The sequence below is a fragment of the Chitinophaga sp. CF118 genome, from assembly GCF_900112615.1.
Lineage (GTDB): Bacteria > Bacteroidota > Bacteroidia > Chitinophagales > Chitinophagaceae > Chitinophaga.
Genome location: NZ_FOMK01000004.1, coordinates 155,948 through 174,159, shown reverse-complemented (window position 1 = coordinate 174,159; position 18,212 = coordinate 155,948). Strand labels below are relative to the sequence as shown.

Here is an 18,212-nt window from a genome sequence, read left to right as displayed (position 1 = left end):
GATCATGAACAAACGACTCTTACATAAAAGTTATACTGTCATATTATTGGCTTCCATCATGATAGCATCATCATGTAGTAAAATACTTGACCTGGAGCCTCATAATTCTACTTTTACAGATGCTTATTTTACCAATGAACAGGATGCCAATACAGCTCTTGCGGGTGCTTATGCAATACTGCGTAATGTATTGATGACAGACAACTGCTGGCACATGTATGGTGATGTTGCTGCCGGCGAATTTAAACCGGATGGTAACTATGATGCAGGTGCCATCGATGTTGCTTCAGGAAATTATATTGGAGGAAATGCTCCCGGAGGATTAAGGAACTGGCAGAAATTTTACAAGCTGTTACAGCAGGTAAACCTGATCATTGATAAAGTTCCCGGTATCGACGATAATAAGTTCCTGGATACAACTGCCAAGAGGCATGTTATTGGAGAGGCATATTTTTTACGGGCATTTACTTATTTCTATATGAGCAGGATTTGGGGTGATGTGCCTTTAAAACTGGCGCCCGATTTGAATGCAGATGAGGCAAAGAATATTCCCAGAAGCCCTGCAGATTCTGTATTGATGCAATGTCTGGCTGATCTGGAAATCGCAAAAGGGGCCCTTGATTTTGGTTATACGGATGGATTACAACGTGCGGTAAGAGCTAATAAAGGAAGTGTTTTTGCTTTGGAAGCACACATCAAAGCATGGAAAGGCGACTATGCCGGTTCTGAAATTGCTGCCAATGAAGTCATCACCAAGGGTGGATACCAACTGGTAGATTCTGCGAATTACATGCAGATCTTTATAGGCAGATCGATGGAAGGGATCTTTGAGGTTAATATTAATGACGGACAGAGTGAAGGTATTGCATTGAACAGATATGAGGGAGGCTATAATGCTCCTGCCAATGTATTAATGGATCCGTTTATTGATGGGAAAAGCACAATCGCATGGCCTTTAAATAATACATACCTGTCTAACATCTATAGAGAAAGCGGTGATATCCGTTTCGAAAAGTTCTTTTATCAGGCAGGTTCTGATAAAGGGCAAACCATCAAATATGCGAACATCACTTATGCGGATGGTTCTGGTAAGAAACAGCCAAGAATGGCTAACAACATGAATATCTTCAGACTGGCAGATATCATTCTATTAAGAGCTGAAGCATTAAATAAATTAGGACGGGATCCGGAAGCGATAGTATTGTTAAACCAGGTACGCAATAGGGCAGGGGTGCCAGACTATGATGGATCAGTTGATCTTGCTTCTGTAATCCTTGAAGAGCGTATGAGAGAACTGTTTTATGAAGGGCAGTCTTATTACGATCTTGTAAGAACAAAGAAATTATCCAGTTTTAGTCCTGTTTCAAATATTGGTTATAATGAGAATTTCACTGATGGAATGTTCATGAATGGATCTCCTTTAGGCGGATGGTTATGGCCAATTGATAATGATATGTTCAGGGACGATTTTACACTGAAACAAACTCCTTACTGGCAGGGTAAATACTAATTAATTAAAAAGAATCTTCATGAAAAATAAGATGTTTTCCGGTATCATAATTCTGATAGCTATCGCGTTCTTCTCCTGTAAGAAAGAATATACGATTGGTGGTAGTGTAAGCGACCCGCATGTAGATATGACCACTTACGATTATCTCAAAACAAATCCTCTTTTTGATACATTACTCCTGCTCATAGACAGAACAGGGCTGAAGGATGAATTAAATTCCTCCGGAACTTTTTTTGCATTCACCGACTATGCCATTCAACATTATGTTGATGCTAAAAGGGAAGATGAAATACTGAAGAGGAATGATGAAAACCTTGTATATACTTTTGATTCACTTGATTTCACCGCATTAAAAGATTCCGTAAGGGCTTATATCTTTAAGGATGAGATAACAAGAGATAATACCACTTCCACAGGCCGTATATTCAAATCTAATGATGGTGAACTCCGGTTGGTGCAGTTAATTCCTTCCGGCGATTATACAGATGGGACAGTATTTTCTACTCCGCCTAAATACATCTATTTAAACAAGATGATTGCCACCGAGAACGGATATCCTGTTCCTATAGATTCTACTGGTATTCCCGGTCTGAAACCTGGACAGTTACTCAAAACACTTTGCCAGACAACGGGTATCATCACTACTACCGGTGTATTGCATGTGTTAAGCAACTCACATACATTCACCTACTACGCGGACGATAAAAATTAATCTTTACCTTATTCTATTATCATGAAAAAGAGTTTTAAAGTCGCTGTCTGTATATTATTAATAATTGCTGCTGTTTCTTCCTGCAAAAAAGTAGAACAAGGTTTCCTGAGCAGTCAGATACGTTACGTAGATAATCCTATTAAGATAACACGTGGACAAATTGTTCAAACCGCAGCTGTAAATGGAGATGGTTCAAGTGCTCCCGTTATATACACATTGCTGGATATAAGAGACAGTACTCATCACCATGCAGATTCACTATACAAGAATTTTGAACGTTATGAGTGGATTGGCCAGTTCGATGCAAATACCGATACTACGGTGGAACTGCTTAATAAAAAGAGAGCGAAAAAGAATACACCGCCCTTTGAGTTTAATGAACATACAGGTGCATTTACTTTTTATGGTACAACGACTAAAGTGCCTTTAGGGACTTATGAATTTGATATCAAAGCTACCAATCAAAACGGATCAAAAGTGTTTAATAACGTGGCCACTTTCACACTTGTGGATGGAGTTCCCTACCAGATAGGAGCAGGCGGATGTGCCTGGTTTATAGATGGTACTACTACCAGCGGTGATCTTGGTGCCCCGGATGTATGGATCGAAAAAACATCTGATGAGGGTACAGATATTACACTGAAGATAGTAGATCAGAATAATAACCCGTTTAATCCTGCGGCCAATGAAATCATAAGAAGAGGTGACCGTAGCGATTTCCAGACGTATGCACAGTTCCATCCACTGGTGAAAACAGATTCTACAATGACCTGTAATTACGAAACAACACCTTTTCCTTTAAAGCAAAGCCAATACGGTTATCTGATCTATTATCGTATTCCAAGTCAATTTGTGAATGTAGACCCTGCTTTTACACCTGATACTAAAAAAATCTACAGCGTAAATCCAAGGTTCCAGTTTAACATCTACCAGGAAGGATCATATAGTGTGACCGTAAAAATGAAACACGTAACCAGGGTAATGCCTTAAGAGAATAATACTGTAACAATTCCGGCCGTCCCAATTCATTTTGGGGCGGCTTTTTACTTATTATCCGCAAACTCCCGCAGGTATTTATCTACATATTCCTGCTTTGTTTTAGACTTATACTGCATCACAAAACGGGGATGTTCCAATGCTACTATCTTCTTAAAGAATCCCTCTTTCTTATTCAGTTGCTCCAGGAAATTCACATTCTTTCCTGTACCTAAACAAAAGCATACACTGGTATCGATCCCAAATGTTAATTGCTCACTGATACTCTCCACCATGAAATCATACACCGCATCAGTCAGCGCCCTACTATCGTAATAATTATAATTGATTTCCTTACCTCCGGGTTGTAAAGCCGTAAATCCCAGCGGACAAACAGAACCAATATAGAAGTCTTTATAGAATTTCTCTGCACCTCCATAGGCATGGATTACATCATGTATGAACACGGCAGATGGCTCATGTGTTTTCATCCCTTCAATCTGGATACCATGCACATCTATCATCCTTTTGGTATCCGTAAAAGGAACTCCTGTGGAACCGGAGCCTAATCTGCCGGGATTAATACCCATAATCATCCGGCGGGTATGGTTATCATCGTAGAACTTCTTATAGAATTGCCGCATTACATCCATTATCTGTGGTTGTTCGCGGAAAGGATTCATGATCCGGATACCGGGAGGAAGCTGACCGGTAAACTGTACATTACTGTTAAAGTTGATCACATGATCAGCAAATGTTGCTTTCTTACTCAATGGAAACTGGTTTTCTCAAAAATACGGTTTTGCGAACTTTCTTTCGTACTGGTTTGTTAATATGAGTTCTCTATTCTAACTTGGTCATCCATAAAACTAAATGCCATGTTTGAGCAATTCATGCAACTGATCCAGGAAAGTGGTCAACAGTCAGTCGTTAACAATCCTGAGGTACCTAATGAACATAATGAAGGAGTAATGAAAGAAGCTGGTAGCACTATCATGTCTGCCCTTAGTAATCTGACTCAAACAGGACAGGTGAATGAAGTTCTGGCTACGCCCGGTCATCCTGCTGTACAGGAAATACAGGGTAACTTCGCTACTAATATCATAGAGAAATTCGGGATCAACAAAGATGTGGCGGGAAATATCGCATCCACACTTATTCCTTCCATTTTAGCTTCCGTTAGTGGCAAAACAGGAGGATTAGATCTTCAATCCATATTGCAGTCTTTCGGTGGTAGTGGCAATCTGCAATCCACCCTGAGTGGTATTGGCACTAAGTTCGGATTGGATAAAGATGGTGATGGAGATGTAGACCTGAATGATGTAACGAAGATGTTTAAATTCTAACTAAGGAGTATCCTGTTTGTAACAAAAAAGGATACTACTGGATCAGAATAAAAAAAGGGTGCACCATATTTTGATGCACCCTTTTGGTTTTAAAGAAGTAAATGTATGTAAGGCATTCGTCTTTGTTACAATCTTATGATACTTTTAATTTACTTACATATTTACTTCTGAACTTGTTTAACTTAGGATTGATTACCGCCGCACAGTATCCATTACCCGGATTGTTGCGGAAATAGTTCTGGTGATAAGCCTCTGCCGGGTAAAACACATCCAGAGGTTTCACATCTGTAACAATTGGCTCGTCAAATGAATCTTTCACCTTTGCAATTACCTGATCTATGATGGCCTTTTCCTGCGGGGTAGTGTAAAAAATAGCTGACCTGTATTGTGTACCTACATCTGCTCCCTGTCTGTTGAGGGTAGTAGGATTGTGGGTGGTCATATGGATCTCAAGAATATCTTCCAGAGATATCACATTGGGATCATAAGTCACTTTTACCACTTCCGCATGTCCGGTATTGCCAGTGCAAACCTGCTCGTAAGTAGGAGATTTTACCTGTCCGTTTGAATAACCGCTCACCACTTTAACAACGCCATCTACTTCCTGGAAAACAGCTTCTGTACACCAGAAACAACCGCCACCCAATACGATACTTTCTTCCTGCTTTTCCTGTTTTACAAGTGCATCGGAATTCATACAGTACCGCAGGCCGGAAGGAGCCGGACCATCAGGAAACACATGTCCAAGATGCGCATCGCATACACTGCAGAGGGTTTCAACGCGTACCATACCATAGGCCGTATCCTGGTGATAGCTGATGGCATTTTCTGCTATTGGTTGAGTGAAACTAGGCCAGCCTGAATTAGATTCGAATTTCTCTCCACTGTCAAAAAGCAGGTTGCCACAACAAACACAGGAATAAAGTCCTGGTCCGAAGGCACTGCATAATTCCCCGGAAAAGGGTCTTTCTGTGCCTTTTAAGCGTGTAATACGGAACTGATCTGGTGTCAGGATCTTCTTCCACTCTTCTTCCGTTTTTTCCACCCTTCCTGGCGGCGTAAGATTCCCTTCACTGCTGAGCTTTAAGATATCTTTCCAGTTCATAGTCATTTTTTGCTTGCATATGCTCAATAGCCATGCCGTAAGTATTTTGCGTCAAAATGCCCTTAAAGAGGCTACTTTTTGTCAGTACCCTTTGCGGCAGCTTCGATTATGGCTGCTACTTCTTTGGGTTTGGACATGAAGATCACATGGCTGCCATTGAGTTCTGTGATGGTAGTTTTGGAACGTTTGTACATGTTACGCTCTATGTCCGGATTGATACTCTTATCCGCAGTGGCTACGATACCCCAGGAAGGTTTCGTTTTCCAGGCTGCATGGGATAAAGGCGTACCGAATCCTTTTGCGCTAAAAGCTCCCTGGGATGCGTACATAAAGGCGGCCTTTTCTTTGCTTACATCGGCACAGAAGCCTGCATGGAATTTTGCTTTGTCGTAATACACAAAGCCTGCTGGATCCGGAGCAAGAATCCCGTTTTCTGGTGCTGCCGGAGCAGATTGGGCCCAGGAAAGGGCAGATTCTCCCGCATCTGGCTGAAATGCTGCTACATATACCAGGCTTACCACTTTGGGTGAAATTCCCGCTTCAGAGATAACAGCGCCACCCCAGGAGTGTCCTACAAGTACGGTTGGGCCGTCTTGTTTGTCCAGCACAAGGTTTACCGCTGCTACATCATCTTCCAGAGAGGAGAGAGGGTTCTGTACAATGGTAACGTTGTAACCTTTGTGGCTAAGGATATTGTATACGCCTTCCCAGCCGGATCCGTCGGCAAAGGCTCCGTGAACGAGTACAATATTCTTTGCCTGTTGTGCAAATGTTACATTTGCTGTTAGCATTACGATGAAAGAAAAAATAAATCTTCTCATTGGATGAATGGGTTTATAGTTTGTTACGATACAAAATTAGAGTGAATGAGGAGTAATGACAATTGACGTATAGAGGTAATTCTTGTACATTTTACTGTAGGAATAAAGTATCTTTTGACAAATTTTCAATGATGTGGGTATGTCCTTTTTGTCAGCAGCAATTTGTCAATAACAACCAGGTGCATTCATGCGGAGATAAAGTCTTATCAGATTTCCTTAATGGCAAATCCGAACATACACTTTCCCTGTTCTGGCATTTTGTAACCAGTTACCAGCTATTGGGCAATGTAACAGTCCATCCTACAAAATCGATGATTGCTTTTGCGGCTACAACACGTATTGCTTATGTCACAAAATTGGGTAAGGATTTTGTAGATGTTGTATTTCCATTTAATAAACCGTTCAATGATAATCTTTGTTTTCATAAAATAGCACAGGTGCCGGGAACGTCTCAGTATAATCATCATTTTCGGATGCAGCACAAGGAAGATCTGAATGAAGAGGTGAATGGATTTATGTTAATGGCATATAAAGGCAGTCATTCTGCATAACTTTAATTAAACTTACAATTATGGAAGGATCAGAAAAATTAAACAGGGTTGTAGATGCCAGAATGAAACTCAAAGCCCGTTTTGAGGATAAGATGAGCCTTACGCCTTCTGTTTCGGACAATAAACCAATGGGGAAAGGAAACCCTAATCGTCATGGAATGCCGCAGGTGCCGGTCGGGCAAACCATCACCAAAAAGTGGCCTGTTCTGGATCTGGGGATTCTTCCGGAGATTTCCCTGGAAGAATGGCGACTGGTTATTGATGGAGAAGTAGAGCACCCGGTAGAACTTACCTGGCAGGATTTTCTGGCCTTGCCACAAACTGAAGATACTTCCGATTTTCACTGCGTTACCACCTGGTCAAAGCTTGATATGAACTGGAAAGGAGTGCGGCTCCTGGATCTGGCAGCATTGGCTCAGCCGAAAGATACCGCCACGCATATTATGTGTTATGGTTATGATGATTACACCACCAATGTTTCTCTGGAAGAAGCATTGAAGCCAGATGTGCTGCTGGTGCATGCTGTAGACGGACAACCTTTGCCACAGGATCATGGTGGACCGGTAAGAATGATCACTCCTCAGTTATATGCCTGGAAAGGATCAAAATGGATCAGGCGGATAGAATTTCTGTCAAAAAACAAATTAGGCTTCTGGGAAGAACGGGGGTATTCAAATACGGCTTATCCCTGGAGGAATGACAGATACAGTTAAGCGCATGTTAATCAAAATACTTTCATGGAAATTAATCTTATATTAAAGCCAGATAATTACCTATATATTCATTCGTTCTGTAATAACTGGTATTATCCCTAAAACATTATATTTACTATTATAACTTAGCATTGATTCGCAATTCCATGTTACAGAAAAAATGCCTGCTTCCACTGTTATTAGTTGTGCTATCCTATGCTCATGCACAGCAGTTTTCTGCATTGAATATTCATAACGGGCTGTCTAATAATCAGGTGAACTGCATCTACAAAGATGTCAGGGGCTTTATGTGGTTTGGTACAATGAGCGGTCTGAACCGTTATGATGGAAACAGTTTTAAAGTATTCCGTCATAATCAGGGAGATTCTAACTTCCTGGCTGACGATTATATTTACGGTATCTATCCCGCTCCGGGTAATAAATTATATGTAAAGACCCGGCAGGGAGATAATATTTATGATCCTGTGAAAGAACGGTTCTCCAATGCTGTTACGTGGTTGAAAAGGAAAGGTATGCCCGGTTACGGAGTAATTTCCATTGAGAAGATAAGCAATTCCTGGTGGGTAGCATATGCTGACTCCGGTTTATACAGGATAGATAGTCTTGAGAAAGTAACAAAAAGCAAAAGTGCTAAAAACATTGCATCCATTGCTGCAGCTTCGGGCAACAGGCTGGTGATTTTATATACCAATGGGAGCATTGACATGCTGGATACACGTTCGGATAAAATCATTTATCACACAGATCAATTGACCAGCTATATTGATAAATCATCTTTAGCGCTCCGGCTTTTTGTGGATATGCAGGATGAACTCTGGATATATATGCCCGGCAGTGATTTCGGCGTATTATATCTCTCCCCCGCCGGAAATATAGTAAAACAGTTATCCAGCAGGAATGGCATTATGAATAATGACCTTGTCAACAGTATCGTTCAGGATGATAATGGGGCAATATGGATAGGCACGGATCATGGAGGTATAAATGTGATCAATAAAAATGACTTCAGTTCCCGGTTCCTCATGAACAGAGAAGGCGATACAAAAAGTGTTGCTGAAAACGCCATATATGCACTGTATAAAGATAATCTGGGTATCATCTGGAGTGGTACATATAGGAGAGGGATCAGTTATTATGCGGAGAATATGACAAAGTTCCGGCTGTATGAACATAAAAGTACAGACAACCGGAGCCTGGGTTACAATGATGTAAATTGTTTTGCAGAAGACAGGAAAGGAAATCTTTGGGTTGGTACAAATGGGGCAGGACTCATCTATTTTGACCGTACGGCAAATACATTTACCCGGTTAATCCATCAACCTGGCAACGATAACAGTATCAGCAGAGAAGTGATCATCAGCCTGTATGTTGATGCTGAGGATAACCTCTGGATTGGTTACTATTTCGGAGATATGGATTATTATAGTAAAGGACAATTTACACATTACCGGCACAATGAAAAAGATCCTAACAGTCTTGGTAACAAAACCGTTTGGAAAATATATAAAGATCAACGTAATAATTTCTGGATAGGTACACTGGGCGGAGGATTGGACAGGTATGATGCCGCCAACGGAATTTTCTATCACAACAACGTAGACCTCCCTAATTCTGTTCACTCCAACTATATTTCATCTATGGCAGAAGATGGGAAAGGAGATTTGTGGATAGGCACTGCCTATGGCATTGATGTGCTCGACAAATCCAAGGGCATTTTTATACATTACCTGAGTACAACTCACCAGTTGAGTAATGATAATGTCAGTTCATTATTATCCGATCGTAATGGAAATATGTGGGTAGGTACAAGAGACGGATTGAATGTTTTTGATCCGCATACCCAAATGTTCAGATCCTTTCGTATGGAAGATGGATTGCCCGACAATAACATCATCAGCATCCTGGAAGATGATGACGGGCACATCTGGACCAGCACTTCCAATGGCCTCAGTAAAATCACTGTTCTCCGGAATAAAGACGACATCGGTATCAGTTGCAGAAACTATGATGATAAAGACGGATTGCAGGGAAAGGTATTTAATGTGAATGCAGCTTTAAAATTAAGATCCGGTGAGCTGGTTTTTGGTGGGGCCGATGGATTTAATATTTTTGATCCGGCAGAGATCGGGCAGAATAAAAATGATCCCTCCCTTGTTTTTACCAACCTCCTTTTATTTAACAGACCAATAACCGTAAATGAGCGGTTGAATGGCCACGAGATCCTGAAGGCCTCATTACCAGAAACTAAAGAAATTGTGCTCAGGTATAATGAAAATGATTTTTCTATAGACTTTGCCGCATTAAATTTCATAAATGCCGGCAAGAATAAATACGCTTATAAACTGGAAGGCTTTAATAAAGAATGGGTAATAGCAGATGGTGAAACAAAACGGATTACTTATACCAATATCAATCCGGGGAAATACACTTTACGCCTGAAGGTTGCTAATGAAGAAGGGTTATGGAATAATAAAGATATTTCTCTGCAAATCAGGATCTTACCGCCCTTCTGGAAAACGACGCTGGCTTATATTATATATGTGCTGTTGGGGATTATAACACTATACTTTTTACGAAGGATGGTATTATTGCGGGCTCATAGCCGCTTTGCACTGCAACAGGAACGTAATGAGGCACACAGGCTGCATGAGCTTGATATGATGAAGATAAAACTCTTTACCAACCTTAGCCATGAATTCAGAACGCCGGTATCACTCATACTGGCGCCACTGGAGGAGATCATTCAACACGAAAAGGATAATCATAACAAGCATAAACTACATCTGATCCATCGTAATGCAAAAAGATTGCTGAACCTCGTCAACCAACTGATGGACTTCAGGAAAATGGAAATGCATGAACTGAAACTGCACCTTACGGCAGGAGATGTGTTGGGTTTTGTTAAGGAGGTAGCCTGTTCTTTTACTGATCTCGCAGAAAGAAAGCAGGTAGCTTTTTCTTTCAATGCCAGTTGCGATCAGTTAAATACCCTTTTTGACCATGACAAGATACAGCGTATCCTGTTTAATCTTTTGTCCAATGCATTCAAATTCACGCCGGGAGGAGGCTTCGTTACTGTAGTTGCGGATGTGACGGAAACGGCAGATAAAACCTGGCTGGAAATAAAGGTGATAGATACCGGCATTGGTATACCTGCAGAAAGGCAGGATAAGATTTTTGAACAGTTTTTCCAGAGTGATGTCTCTGCTGGTTTTGTAAACCAGGGAAGCGGTATAGGTCTGGCTATTACGAAAGAATTTGTGAAGTTGTGTAATGGAACTATCACAGTAGAGAGTGAAGTAAATAAAGGAAGCAGTTTTATAGTCCGCCTGCCATTTGAATTATTACCCTTCAATATAGCGGAATCTTTACCGGAGGCAACAGTTAGTGAAATAGAACCCTCTTCCAGTGTCAAAAAGGAACAAACGGTGTTGCTGGTAGAAGATAATGAAGATTTCCGTTTTTACCTGAAAGAGAACCTGAAAGCATTTTATAACATTATAGAGGCAGAAGATGGGATTTCCGGATGGCAGAAAACCCTGTCTGCACACCCCGACCTGGTGGTAAGTGATATCAATATGCCGGGGTCAGATGGCATTTCACTCTGCAGGAAAATAAAGCAGGATACCCGTACCCGGCAAATACCGGTAATATTATTAACTGCTATGGCAGGAGAGGAACAGCAATTGAGGGGACTGGAAACAGGGGCCGCCGACTATATGATCAAACCTTTCAGTTTTGAGATCATGCTGTCAAGGGTACGAAATATACTCGCCAGCCAGGCACCGGTAAAATATGTAATTGGTCAACCAGAATCAGATAATAATATTGTCCATGTACCCACCCCGGATGAAAAATTCATGCAAAAGGTACAGGATATAGTAGTGAAAAACCTTTCAAATGCCTCTTTTTCAGTAGAAGAACTGAGCCGGGAACTTTGTATGAACCGGGTATCGGTTTACAGGCGCATTTTTGCCCTTACCGGGAAAACACCTATTGAATTTATACGCGCCATGCGATTGCAGCGAGCTGCAGAACTGCTTACAAAAACAGGAATGAATATTACCGAGGTAGCTTACGAGGTGGGGTTCAATAACCCCAAATACTTTGCCCGGTATTTTAAAATGGCCTATAATGTACTACCTTCTTCTTATATGGCCGCTATGCGTAAATGAGTCATGCAACAGAAGATACCCCTCTTCGTATACATTTGATACCCCTGTTGTAACATTTTGACTTGAATTATAAACATCCTGGCTACTCCTTACTAAAAGGAGAAAGATATCTTTACTTCGACGTTATGAATGGGGTACCCAACAATGAACAAATGAATTAACAAGCCAAAATCACTTAATTCCTCCACGCTATGAAACGAGCCAGTATTACTGGATCATCATACCTAATCGTATGGTTGATGATTTCTGTATGTGCATTAATGATGCCCGCAAAAGGGCAGAACCTTCCCGGTGAGCTACGAAAAGTTACCGGTACAGTCACCTCCCAGGAAACAGGTTTAGGAATTCCCGGTGCATCTGTCACTATTAAAGGGACAAAGTCCATTACCGCCACCGATGATAAAGGAAACTTTACCATTACTGTAGCACCTGGTCAGGTAATCACCATTTCCTCCCTTGGTTTTGTATCAAAACAACAAAAAGCCGGTTCAGGCAGTACAATGAGTATTAGTCTGGACCAGGATCCCCGCACCTTAAATGATGTAGTGGTAGTTGGATACGGAAAAATGAAAAAAACGGATCAAAGCAGTGCGCAGGTATCCATTTCATCTGCCGATATAAACAAAACCATAAATACTACCCTCGACCAGGCATTGCAGGGCAGGGCAGCAGGGGTATATGTAACTCAGAATTCAGGACAACCCGGCGGCGGACTTTCAGTCAGCATACGGGGTATTAATACACTGAACGGAACCAATGAGCCGCTGTATGTTATAGATGGGGTACAAATACAGCCTTCCACTGTTGCTTACGGGGCTACCAGTTCTGTTAATCCACTGGCAGGGATTAATCCTTCCGATATGGAATCAATGGAAATCCTGCAGGGGCCTTCTGCTACAGCTATATATGGTTCCCGCGCCACTAATGGTGTGGTGCTGGTAACAACCAAACGGGGTAAACCCGGGCAGGTAAAACTGGGGTACAACTATTTATACTCTTTGCAGGATGAACCGAAAGGATTGCCTGTGATGGACCTCCGCCAGTTTGCACAAATGAGTAACGAAATTGCTGAGCAACTGGATCGTACTCCAACAGCTGAGTTTAAAAATCCCAGTGTGCTGGGCAAAGGTACCAACTGGCAGAAAGCCCTGTTCAAAACTGCAGCTTTGCAGAAACACCAGGTTACTGTAAGTGGTGGAGCCACTAATACCACGTATTATATGTCTGGCGAATATTTCAAGCAGGATGGTGTTGCTATAGGATCTGATTTTAACAGATACTCTTTCCGTCTTAATCTGGATAACCAGGCATTTAAATGGTTGAAACTGAGTACCTCTCTTAATTTTTACCAGACCAAAGAAAAACTGGCAGCTACAAGTGAAGATGTGATAAGGAATGCCATCAACCTGGCTCCAAATATCCCGGTAAAAAATCCTGACGGCAGCTGGGGAGGTGCAACAGTGAATGAATTTGGCGGCAATGCAAAGTATGCACCACTTAATCCTGTAGCTATTGCCAATCTTGTGAGCAACAATTATAAAAAGACCGGTGGTCTGGGTGGAGCCTCTGCCGAAATTGGTATCATAAAAGGCCTGATATTCCGTACCAGCTTCAATGGTAATTTTGAATATGCAGATGGCGCCAAATTTATCCCTACTTACCAATTGGGTTATAATGTTAATGAAAAGGCAAGTTTAAGTATCAACAACAACAGAAATTTCTACTGGAACCTCAACGAATTATTACAATACAATAAGGATTTAGGAAAGCATAGCATTGGCGTGATGATCAGCCATGAGGCACAGTCCTGGAATTCTCAGGGATTTTCCGCAATGAGAACCGGGTTCGCCAGCAATGATATTCAATCACTGAACCTCGGTGATGCACTAGGACAAACTACCGGCAGTTACAAAAGTTCAGGAGCTCTGGAATCATACCTGGGACGTGTGAATTATACGTACAACAACAAATATATTCTTCAAGTGGCTGGCAGAACGGATGGTTCATCCAATTTTGGGGTTGATAACAGGTGGGGATTTTTCCCATCAGTATCTGGTGCCTGGAGGATCTCCGAAGAGTCATTTATGAAACAGATACCTTTTATTAATGAGTTGAAGATACGTGCAGAATATGGTACTACAGGTAATAACGGTAGCGGCGGGGCGCAGTATTCTGCATTAAATGCAGTTACAACAGCCTGGGGAGCTGGTTTTCGTACCGGTCAATATGGAAATGCAAATCTTCAATGGGAGTCAACAGAAACAAAAAACATCGGGTTTAACCTGAGTGTATTGAAAGACAGGATTCAGCTGGAAGGTGATTTCTACATCAAAAAAACGAATAACCTGTTAATGCCTAACCCACTGCCTGCTTACATGGGTACACAGGGAGAAGGCGCCATCAATGCTCCTACTGTGAATATTGGAGCCATGCAGAATAAAGGCTTCGGTCTTACCCTGAATACGGTAAATATTAATAACCTCAACGGTTTTACCTGGAGAACTAATTTTAATGTTTCCGCATTTAAAACAAAGATCACTAAGTTTTATTCAGATGCAGCATTCCTGTCAAGGTCTGCATGGTACATGAATAACTTCACTTCCCGTTCATCTATCGGAGATGCCCCATGGCAGTTCTACGGATATACTGCCGAAGGCATCTTTAAGTCAGTTGATGAAATTAACAACAGTGCTATCCCTGCACAAGCAGATGGCAGCCGGCTTCCTGTAACAAAAGATGGCGGCGTATGGGTTGGTGATATTAAATACAAAGACCAGAATGGAGATAAAATTATTGATTCAAGAGATCAGACCTTCATCGGAAATCCCTGGCCTAAACTGACTTTCGGCTTTACCAATACATTTTCCTATAAAGGATTTGATCTGAATATACTTGTAACTGCAGCACAGGGTAATGAGATCTACAATTACCTGCGTTTTGAAAATACCAATCCAAATAATATCAACCTGGGCAGGAATCTGTTGGCAGAATCATTCGATTATGCCCGCGTATCAGCAGATGGCACATTGCAGAATCCGGGTACCAGTGTACCTCGTCTGGTAGGTAATGATGTGAACGGAAATGGTAACCGTTTCACGAATCTTTTCGTGGAAGATGGCTCTTATATAAGAATCAAGAATGTACAGCTGGGCTATAATATTCCACGTTCCCTGCTTCGGCAACAATCGGTTATAAAGGCAGTGCGCCTTACAGCAGGCGTACAGAACCTTGCCACTTTCACTAAATACAAAGGGTATGATCCTGAAGTAGGTGCTTACATGGGGAAAGAGGTACAGCTGAACAGCCAGCTCATTGGCGTTGATGCAGGCCGTTATCCGTTAACAAGACTTTACTCTGCCAGTGTAGCCGTTGATTTTTAAAGCAGTTAAAAATTTAGATCATGAACAAGCTTAATTATAAAATATATTCGACCGCGTTAATGATATTGGCAGTACTGGCTGGTTGCAGTAAAGACTTTTTGAACAGACCACCGGAAGATGCTATCGTAGATGCTAATTTTTATAAATCATCAGACCAGGTGCTGGCAGGTACAGCCCCGCTCTATAATATTGTATGGTTTGCCTGGAATGATAAATCTTCGCACGGTATAGGTGATGGAAGAGCCGGGATTTTAATGTCAGGCTCCTACCAGGTAGATAATATCAGGATGCAGACTACAGATATTACACCAGAAGTATACAGTTCCTGGACTTCCTTTTTTAATGTAGTTGCACAGTCAAATATGGTGATCAATAATCTCACAAAATATACTGCATCCTCAGTACCTGAAAATGTAAAACAGGCAGGGATTGCAGAGGGCCGTTTTATGAGAGGACTTGCTTATTCTTACCTGGTACAGAACTGGGGACCAGTACCCATCATCACAGATAATAATGTGCTGCTCACTGATACTACCATTACAAGGAATACTACTGAGACAGTATGGGAATTCATAATACGCGATATCCGTGCTGCCGCACAGAACCTGCCTTCTACTCCTTTGCAGAAAGGACGTTTAACCAAATGGGCTGCAGAAGGTATGCTGGCCAGGATGTACCTTACCCGTGCAGGCGTAGGACAATCGGGCTCCCGCACTCAGGCAGATCTGGACAGTGCTGCATGGTATGCAAATGATGTGATTATGAACAGCGGCGCTTCACTGATGAGTAATTATGAAGACCTGTTTCTTATGAAGAATAATAACAATTCAGAAAGTTTATTCTCTCTGCAATGGAAATATGATGGCGACTGGGGAACACAAAACAGTGTGCAGGCATTCCTTGCCTATAGCTCTGATATAACAGGTTTTGGCGATGGCTGGGGCGGTGATCTCGGTGCTTCTTACGACCTGCTGAAACTGTATTCAGCAAATGATAAACGTCGTAAAGGAACATTCATGTTCCCCGGAGATCATTATTCCTATATACATCAGTCCATAGACGATCCAAATAATCCTGGTAAGAAGATCATACAGGAATTACAGGTACCCTGGAATTTTGTTGGTACAGACAGATATAATAACCGCGCGTGGGTGAAAAAATATGTAGTAGGACGGCCGGAAGATAATGATGGAAAAGTAACACAACAGCATACGGAGATTAGCACTTACATGTTGCGCCTCGCAGATGTGTACCTGATTTATGCAGAAGCTGTGCTGGGAAACAATGCATCTACCGCTGATGCGCAGGCATTGAAATATTACAATGCTGTACGCACCAGAGCCGGGCTCGATGAAATGACAGTGATCACATGGGATGATATCTTTAGAGAAAGAAAGCTGGAACTGGCGATGGAAGGACAGGCATGGTATGATATTGTTCGTCTGCATTATTATAATCCCGCTTTGGCACTTTCTATCCTTAACAATCAGGACAGGGGTTCTTACAAGATTGTTCCCAATGCTGCTACCAATGCTACTTCCTGGACAGTTACATCTGATCAACCGGCCTTTTATCCTGTTTCAGAAAGCAATTTTCAGCTGCCTTATCCCGCAGCAGAGTTGACCGCTGCTCCAAATCTTAGAAAACCGCCAGTGCCATATAAGTTTAATTAAAAAAAAGTAACGTTATGATTAATATTAAAGCAATCAGAAACCTGCTGCCGGTTATGTTATTATTACTGCTGGCATGTTCAAAAGATAAAGATATTTCCGGTTCACCGGTTGTTAATACAGTCACCCTGCTGGATTCGTTACATCAGGACAGCTCTTTTGTAAGAGCATTGCCTGGTACGCTTATCCTGATAACAGGGCAAAATCTGAATGGTGCGGTAACCGTTTCCTTCAACGGACAGAGTGCTTATTTTAATTCCACTTATAATACCAATACTCATCTCATTATTACAATACCGGGAAATGCACCAACGGAGGCAACAGATCCAGATGTTCCCAATACTATCCGTATTGTAACTTCACATGGAGAAACCTCTTACTCTTTTGTGGTAGATATACCACCGCCAGCTATTGCAGCAATCTCAAATGAAAATGCCTTACCGGGCGATTCACTGATCATTTATGGTTCCAGTTTATGGTTGATCGATAAAGTGATTTTCCCAGGTGGCCATGAGTTAACGGAGTTTGTGGAAAATGCGGCAGGTACAAGGTTAGGAATGATTATGCCCGATCTGGGAGATGATACCGGACGTATTGAAATTCAGGCTAAATATGGAAATACGGTGTCCAATGCGCCTTTAAATGATCATCAGAGTGGGAATGTGATCAGCAACCTTACCGCAGCTGGTGAAACCGGGGAATTGCCTGTTTTCAACTGGGGCTGGTGGGGAGCTAACAGAACTACTGATGCTTCTATGTTCCCGGGAACCAGGGGCGCTTATCTGCAGAATATTTTTGGTGGCGTAGGTGCAAAAGATGGAGCCTGGTGGAATGGTAACCGTTCGGGTAATTTCAGTGAGGTAGCAATGTTCACAAGCGATGTTATGACACAGCAGGCTGCTAACTATGCACTTAAGTTTGAGATCAACACGAAAGAACCATGGACTGCCGGCGTGGATGTGTTGCGCATGGGAGATAATTATGCCTATCGCTTTATGCCATGGTCTACTGCTGCAGATGGAATAGCGGATACTAAAGATACATGGGTGACCGTTACAGTTCCGTTATCTGAGTTTAAAACTGTAGCAGATGGTGTAGAAGGTACAGGCGCGGGCGCCGTTACAATGGCAGACCTTTTAAAAGATGGAGGTGTAGTAGCGTTTGGTTATCGCTTTATTACAGAAGCCAGTCCTGTAGATGTATATAATGCGGCTTTTGATAATTTCAGGATTGTAAAAATAAAATAAATTTTAA

Annotated in this window: 13 protein-coding genes; 10 read left to right on the top strand and 3 right to left on the bottom strand. The window is 41.8% G+C overall.

Features of this window, described 5'->3' with window-relative positions; genetic code table 11:
• Positions 1–4 precede the first annotated feature (4 nt).
• Genes BM176_RS17030 through BM176_RS17020 form a run of 3 tightly spaced genes read left to right on the top strand, consistent with a single transcriptional unit; the run spans position 5 to position 3,212 of the window.
• On the top strand, positions 5–1,510 hold the full coding sequence (locus BM176_RS17030; protein ID WP_090105213.1) for a RagB/SusD family nutrient uptake outer membrane protein: 1,506 nt from the start codon (positions 5–7) through the stop codon (positions 1,508–1,510).
• Positions 1,511–1,529: 19 nt separating this feature from the next.
• Positions 1,530–2,222 carry a hypothetical protein gene (locus BM176_RS17025; RefSeq protein WP_090105211.1) on the top strand — a complete coding sequence of 231 codons (693 nt, stop codon included), beginning with the start codon at positions 1,530–1,532 and terminating at the stop codon, positions 2,220–2,222.
• Positions 2,223–2,243: 21 nt separating this feature from the next.
• The gene (locus tag BM176_RS17020) at positions 2,244–3,212 is read left to right on the top strand and encodes a DUF5007 domain-containing protein (protein ID WP_090105209.1); all 969 of its coding nucleotides are present in this window, start codon (positions 2,244–2,246) and stop codon (positions 3,210–3,212) included.
• Between the two features lie 53 nt (positions 3,213–3,265).
• On the opposite strand, the gene BM176_RS17015 is transcribed toward BM176_RS17020, so the two are convergent.
• Positions 3,266–3,970, bottom strand: a complete 705-nt coding sequence (locus BM176_RS17015) for an SMUG2 DNA glycosylase family protein (RefSeq protein ID WP_090105207.1) — start codon at positions 3,968–3,970, stop codon at positions 3,266–3,268.
• Between the two features lie 105 nt (positions 3,971–4,075).
• Here BM176_RS17015 and BM176_RS17010 point away from each other — a divergent pair, with 105 nt between their 5' ends.
• Positions 4,076–4,543, top strand: a complete 468-nt coding sequence (locus BM176_RS17010; RefSeq protein ID WP_090105206.1) for a hypothetical protein — start codon at positions 4,076–4,078, stop codon at positions 4,541–4,543.
• A 133-nt stretch (positions 4,544–4,676) separates the two neighbouring features.
• On the opposite strand, the gene BM176_RS17005 is transcribed toward BM176_RS17010, so the two are convergent.
• Complete coding sequence (locus BM176_RS17005) at positions 4,677–5,648, bottom strand: bifunctional methionine sulfoxide reductase B/A protein (protein ID WP_090106104.1); 972 nt, start codon at positions 5,646–5,648, stop codon at positions 4,677–4,679.
• A gap of 71 nt (positions 5,649–5,719) precedes the next feature.
• The gene (locus tag BM176_RS17000) at positions 5,720–6,469 is read right to left on the bottom strand and encodes an alpha/beta hydrolase (protein ID WP_090105204.1); all 750 of its coding nucleotides are present in this window, start codon (positions 6,467–6,469) and stop codon (positions 5,720–5,722) included.
• A gap of 128 nt (positions 6,470–6,597) precedes the next feature.
• Between BM176_RS17000 and BM176_RS16995 the strand changes: the two genes are divergently transcribed.
• From BM176_RS16995 to BM176_RS16970, 6 genes are all read left to right on the top strand, one after another.
• The gene (locus tag BM176_RS16995; RefSeq protein ID WP_255373531.1) at positions 6,598–7,020 is read left to right on the top strand and encodes a DUF5655 domain-containing protein; all 423 of its coding nucleotides are present in this window, start codon (positions 6,598–6,600) and stop codon (positions 7,018–7,020) included.
• Between the two features lie 20 nt (positions 7,021–7,040).
• On the top strand, positions 7,041–7,733 hold the full coding sequence (locus BM176_RS16990) for a sulfite oxidase-like oxidoreductase (RefSeq protein ID WP_090105202.1): 693 nt from the start codon (positions 7,041–7,043) through the stop codon (positions 7,731–7,733).
• Positions 7,734–7,879: 146 nt separating this feature from the next.
• On the top strand, positions 7,880–11,908 hold the full coding sequence (locus BM176_RS16985; protein WP_090105200.1) for a hybrid sensor histidine kinase/response regulator transcription factor: 4,029 nt from the start codon (positions 7,880–7,882) through the stop codon (positions 11,906–11,908).
• Between the two features lie 191 nt (positions 11,909–12,099).
• Positions 12,100–15,288, top strand: a complete 3,189-nt coding sequence (locus BM176_RS16980; RefSeq protein ID WP_090105198.1) for a SusC/RagA family TonB-linked outer membrane protein — start codon at positions 12,100–12,102, stop codon at positions 15,286–15,288.
• Positions 15,289–15,308: 20 nt separating this feature from the next.
• Entirely contained in the window at positions 15,309–16,961 is a 1,653-nt protein-coding gene (locus BM176_RS16975; protein ID WP_090105196.1) for a RagB/SusD family nutrient uptake outer membrane protein, read from the top strand.
• 14 nt (positions 16,962–16,975) lie between these two features.
• The gene (locus BM176_RS16970; protein WP_090105195.1) at positions 16,976–18,205 is read left to right on the top strand and encodes a glycan-binding surface protein; all 1,230 of its coding nucleotides are present in this window, start codon (positions 16,976–16,978) and stop codon (positions 18,203–18,205) included.
• Positions 18,206–18,212 lie beyond the last annotated feature (7 nt).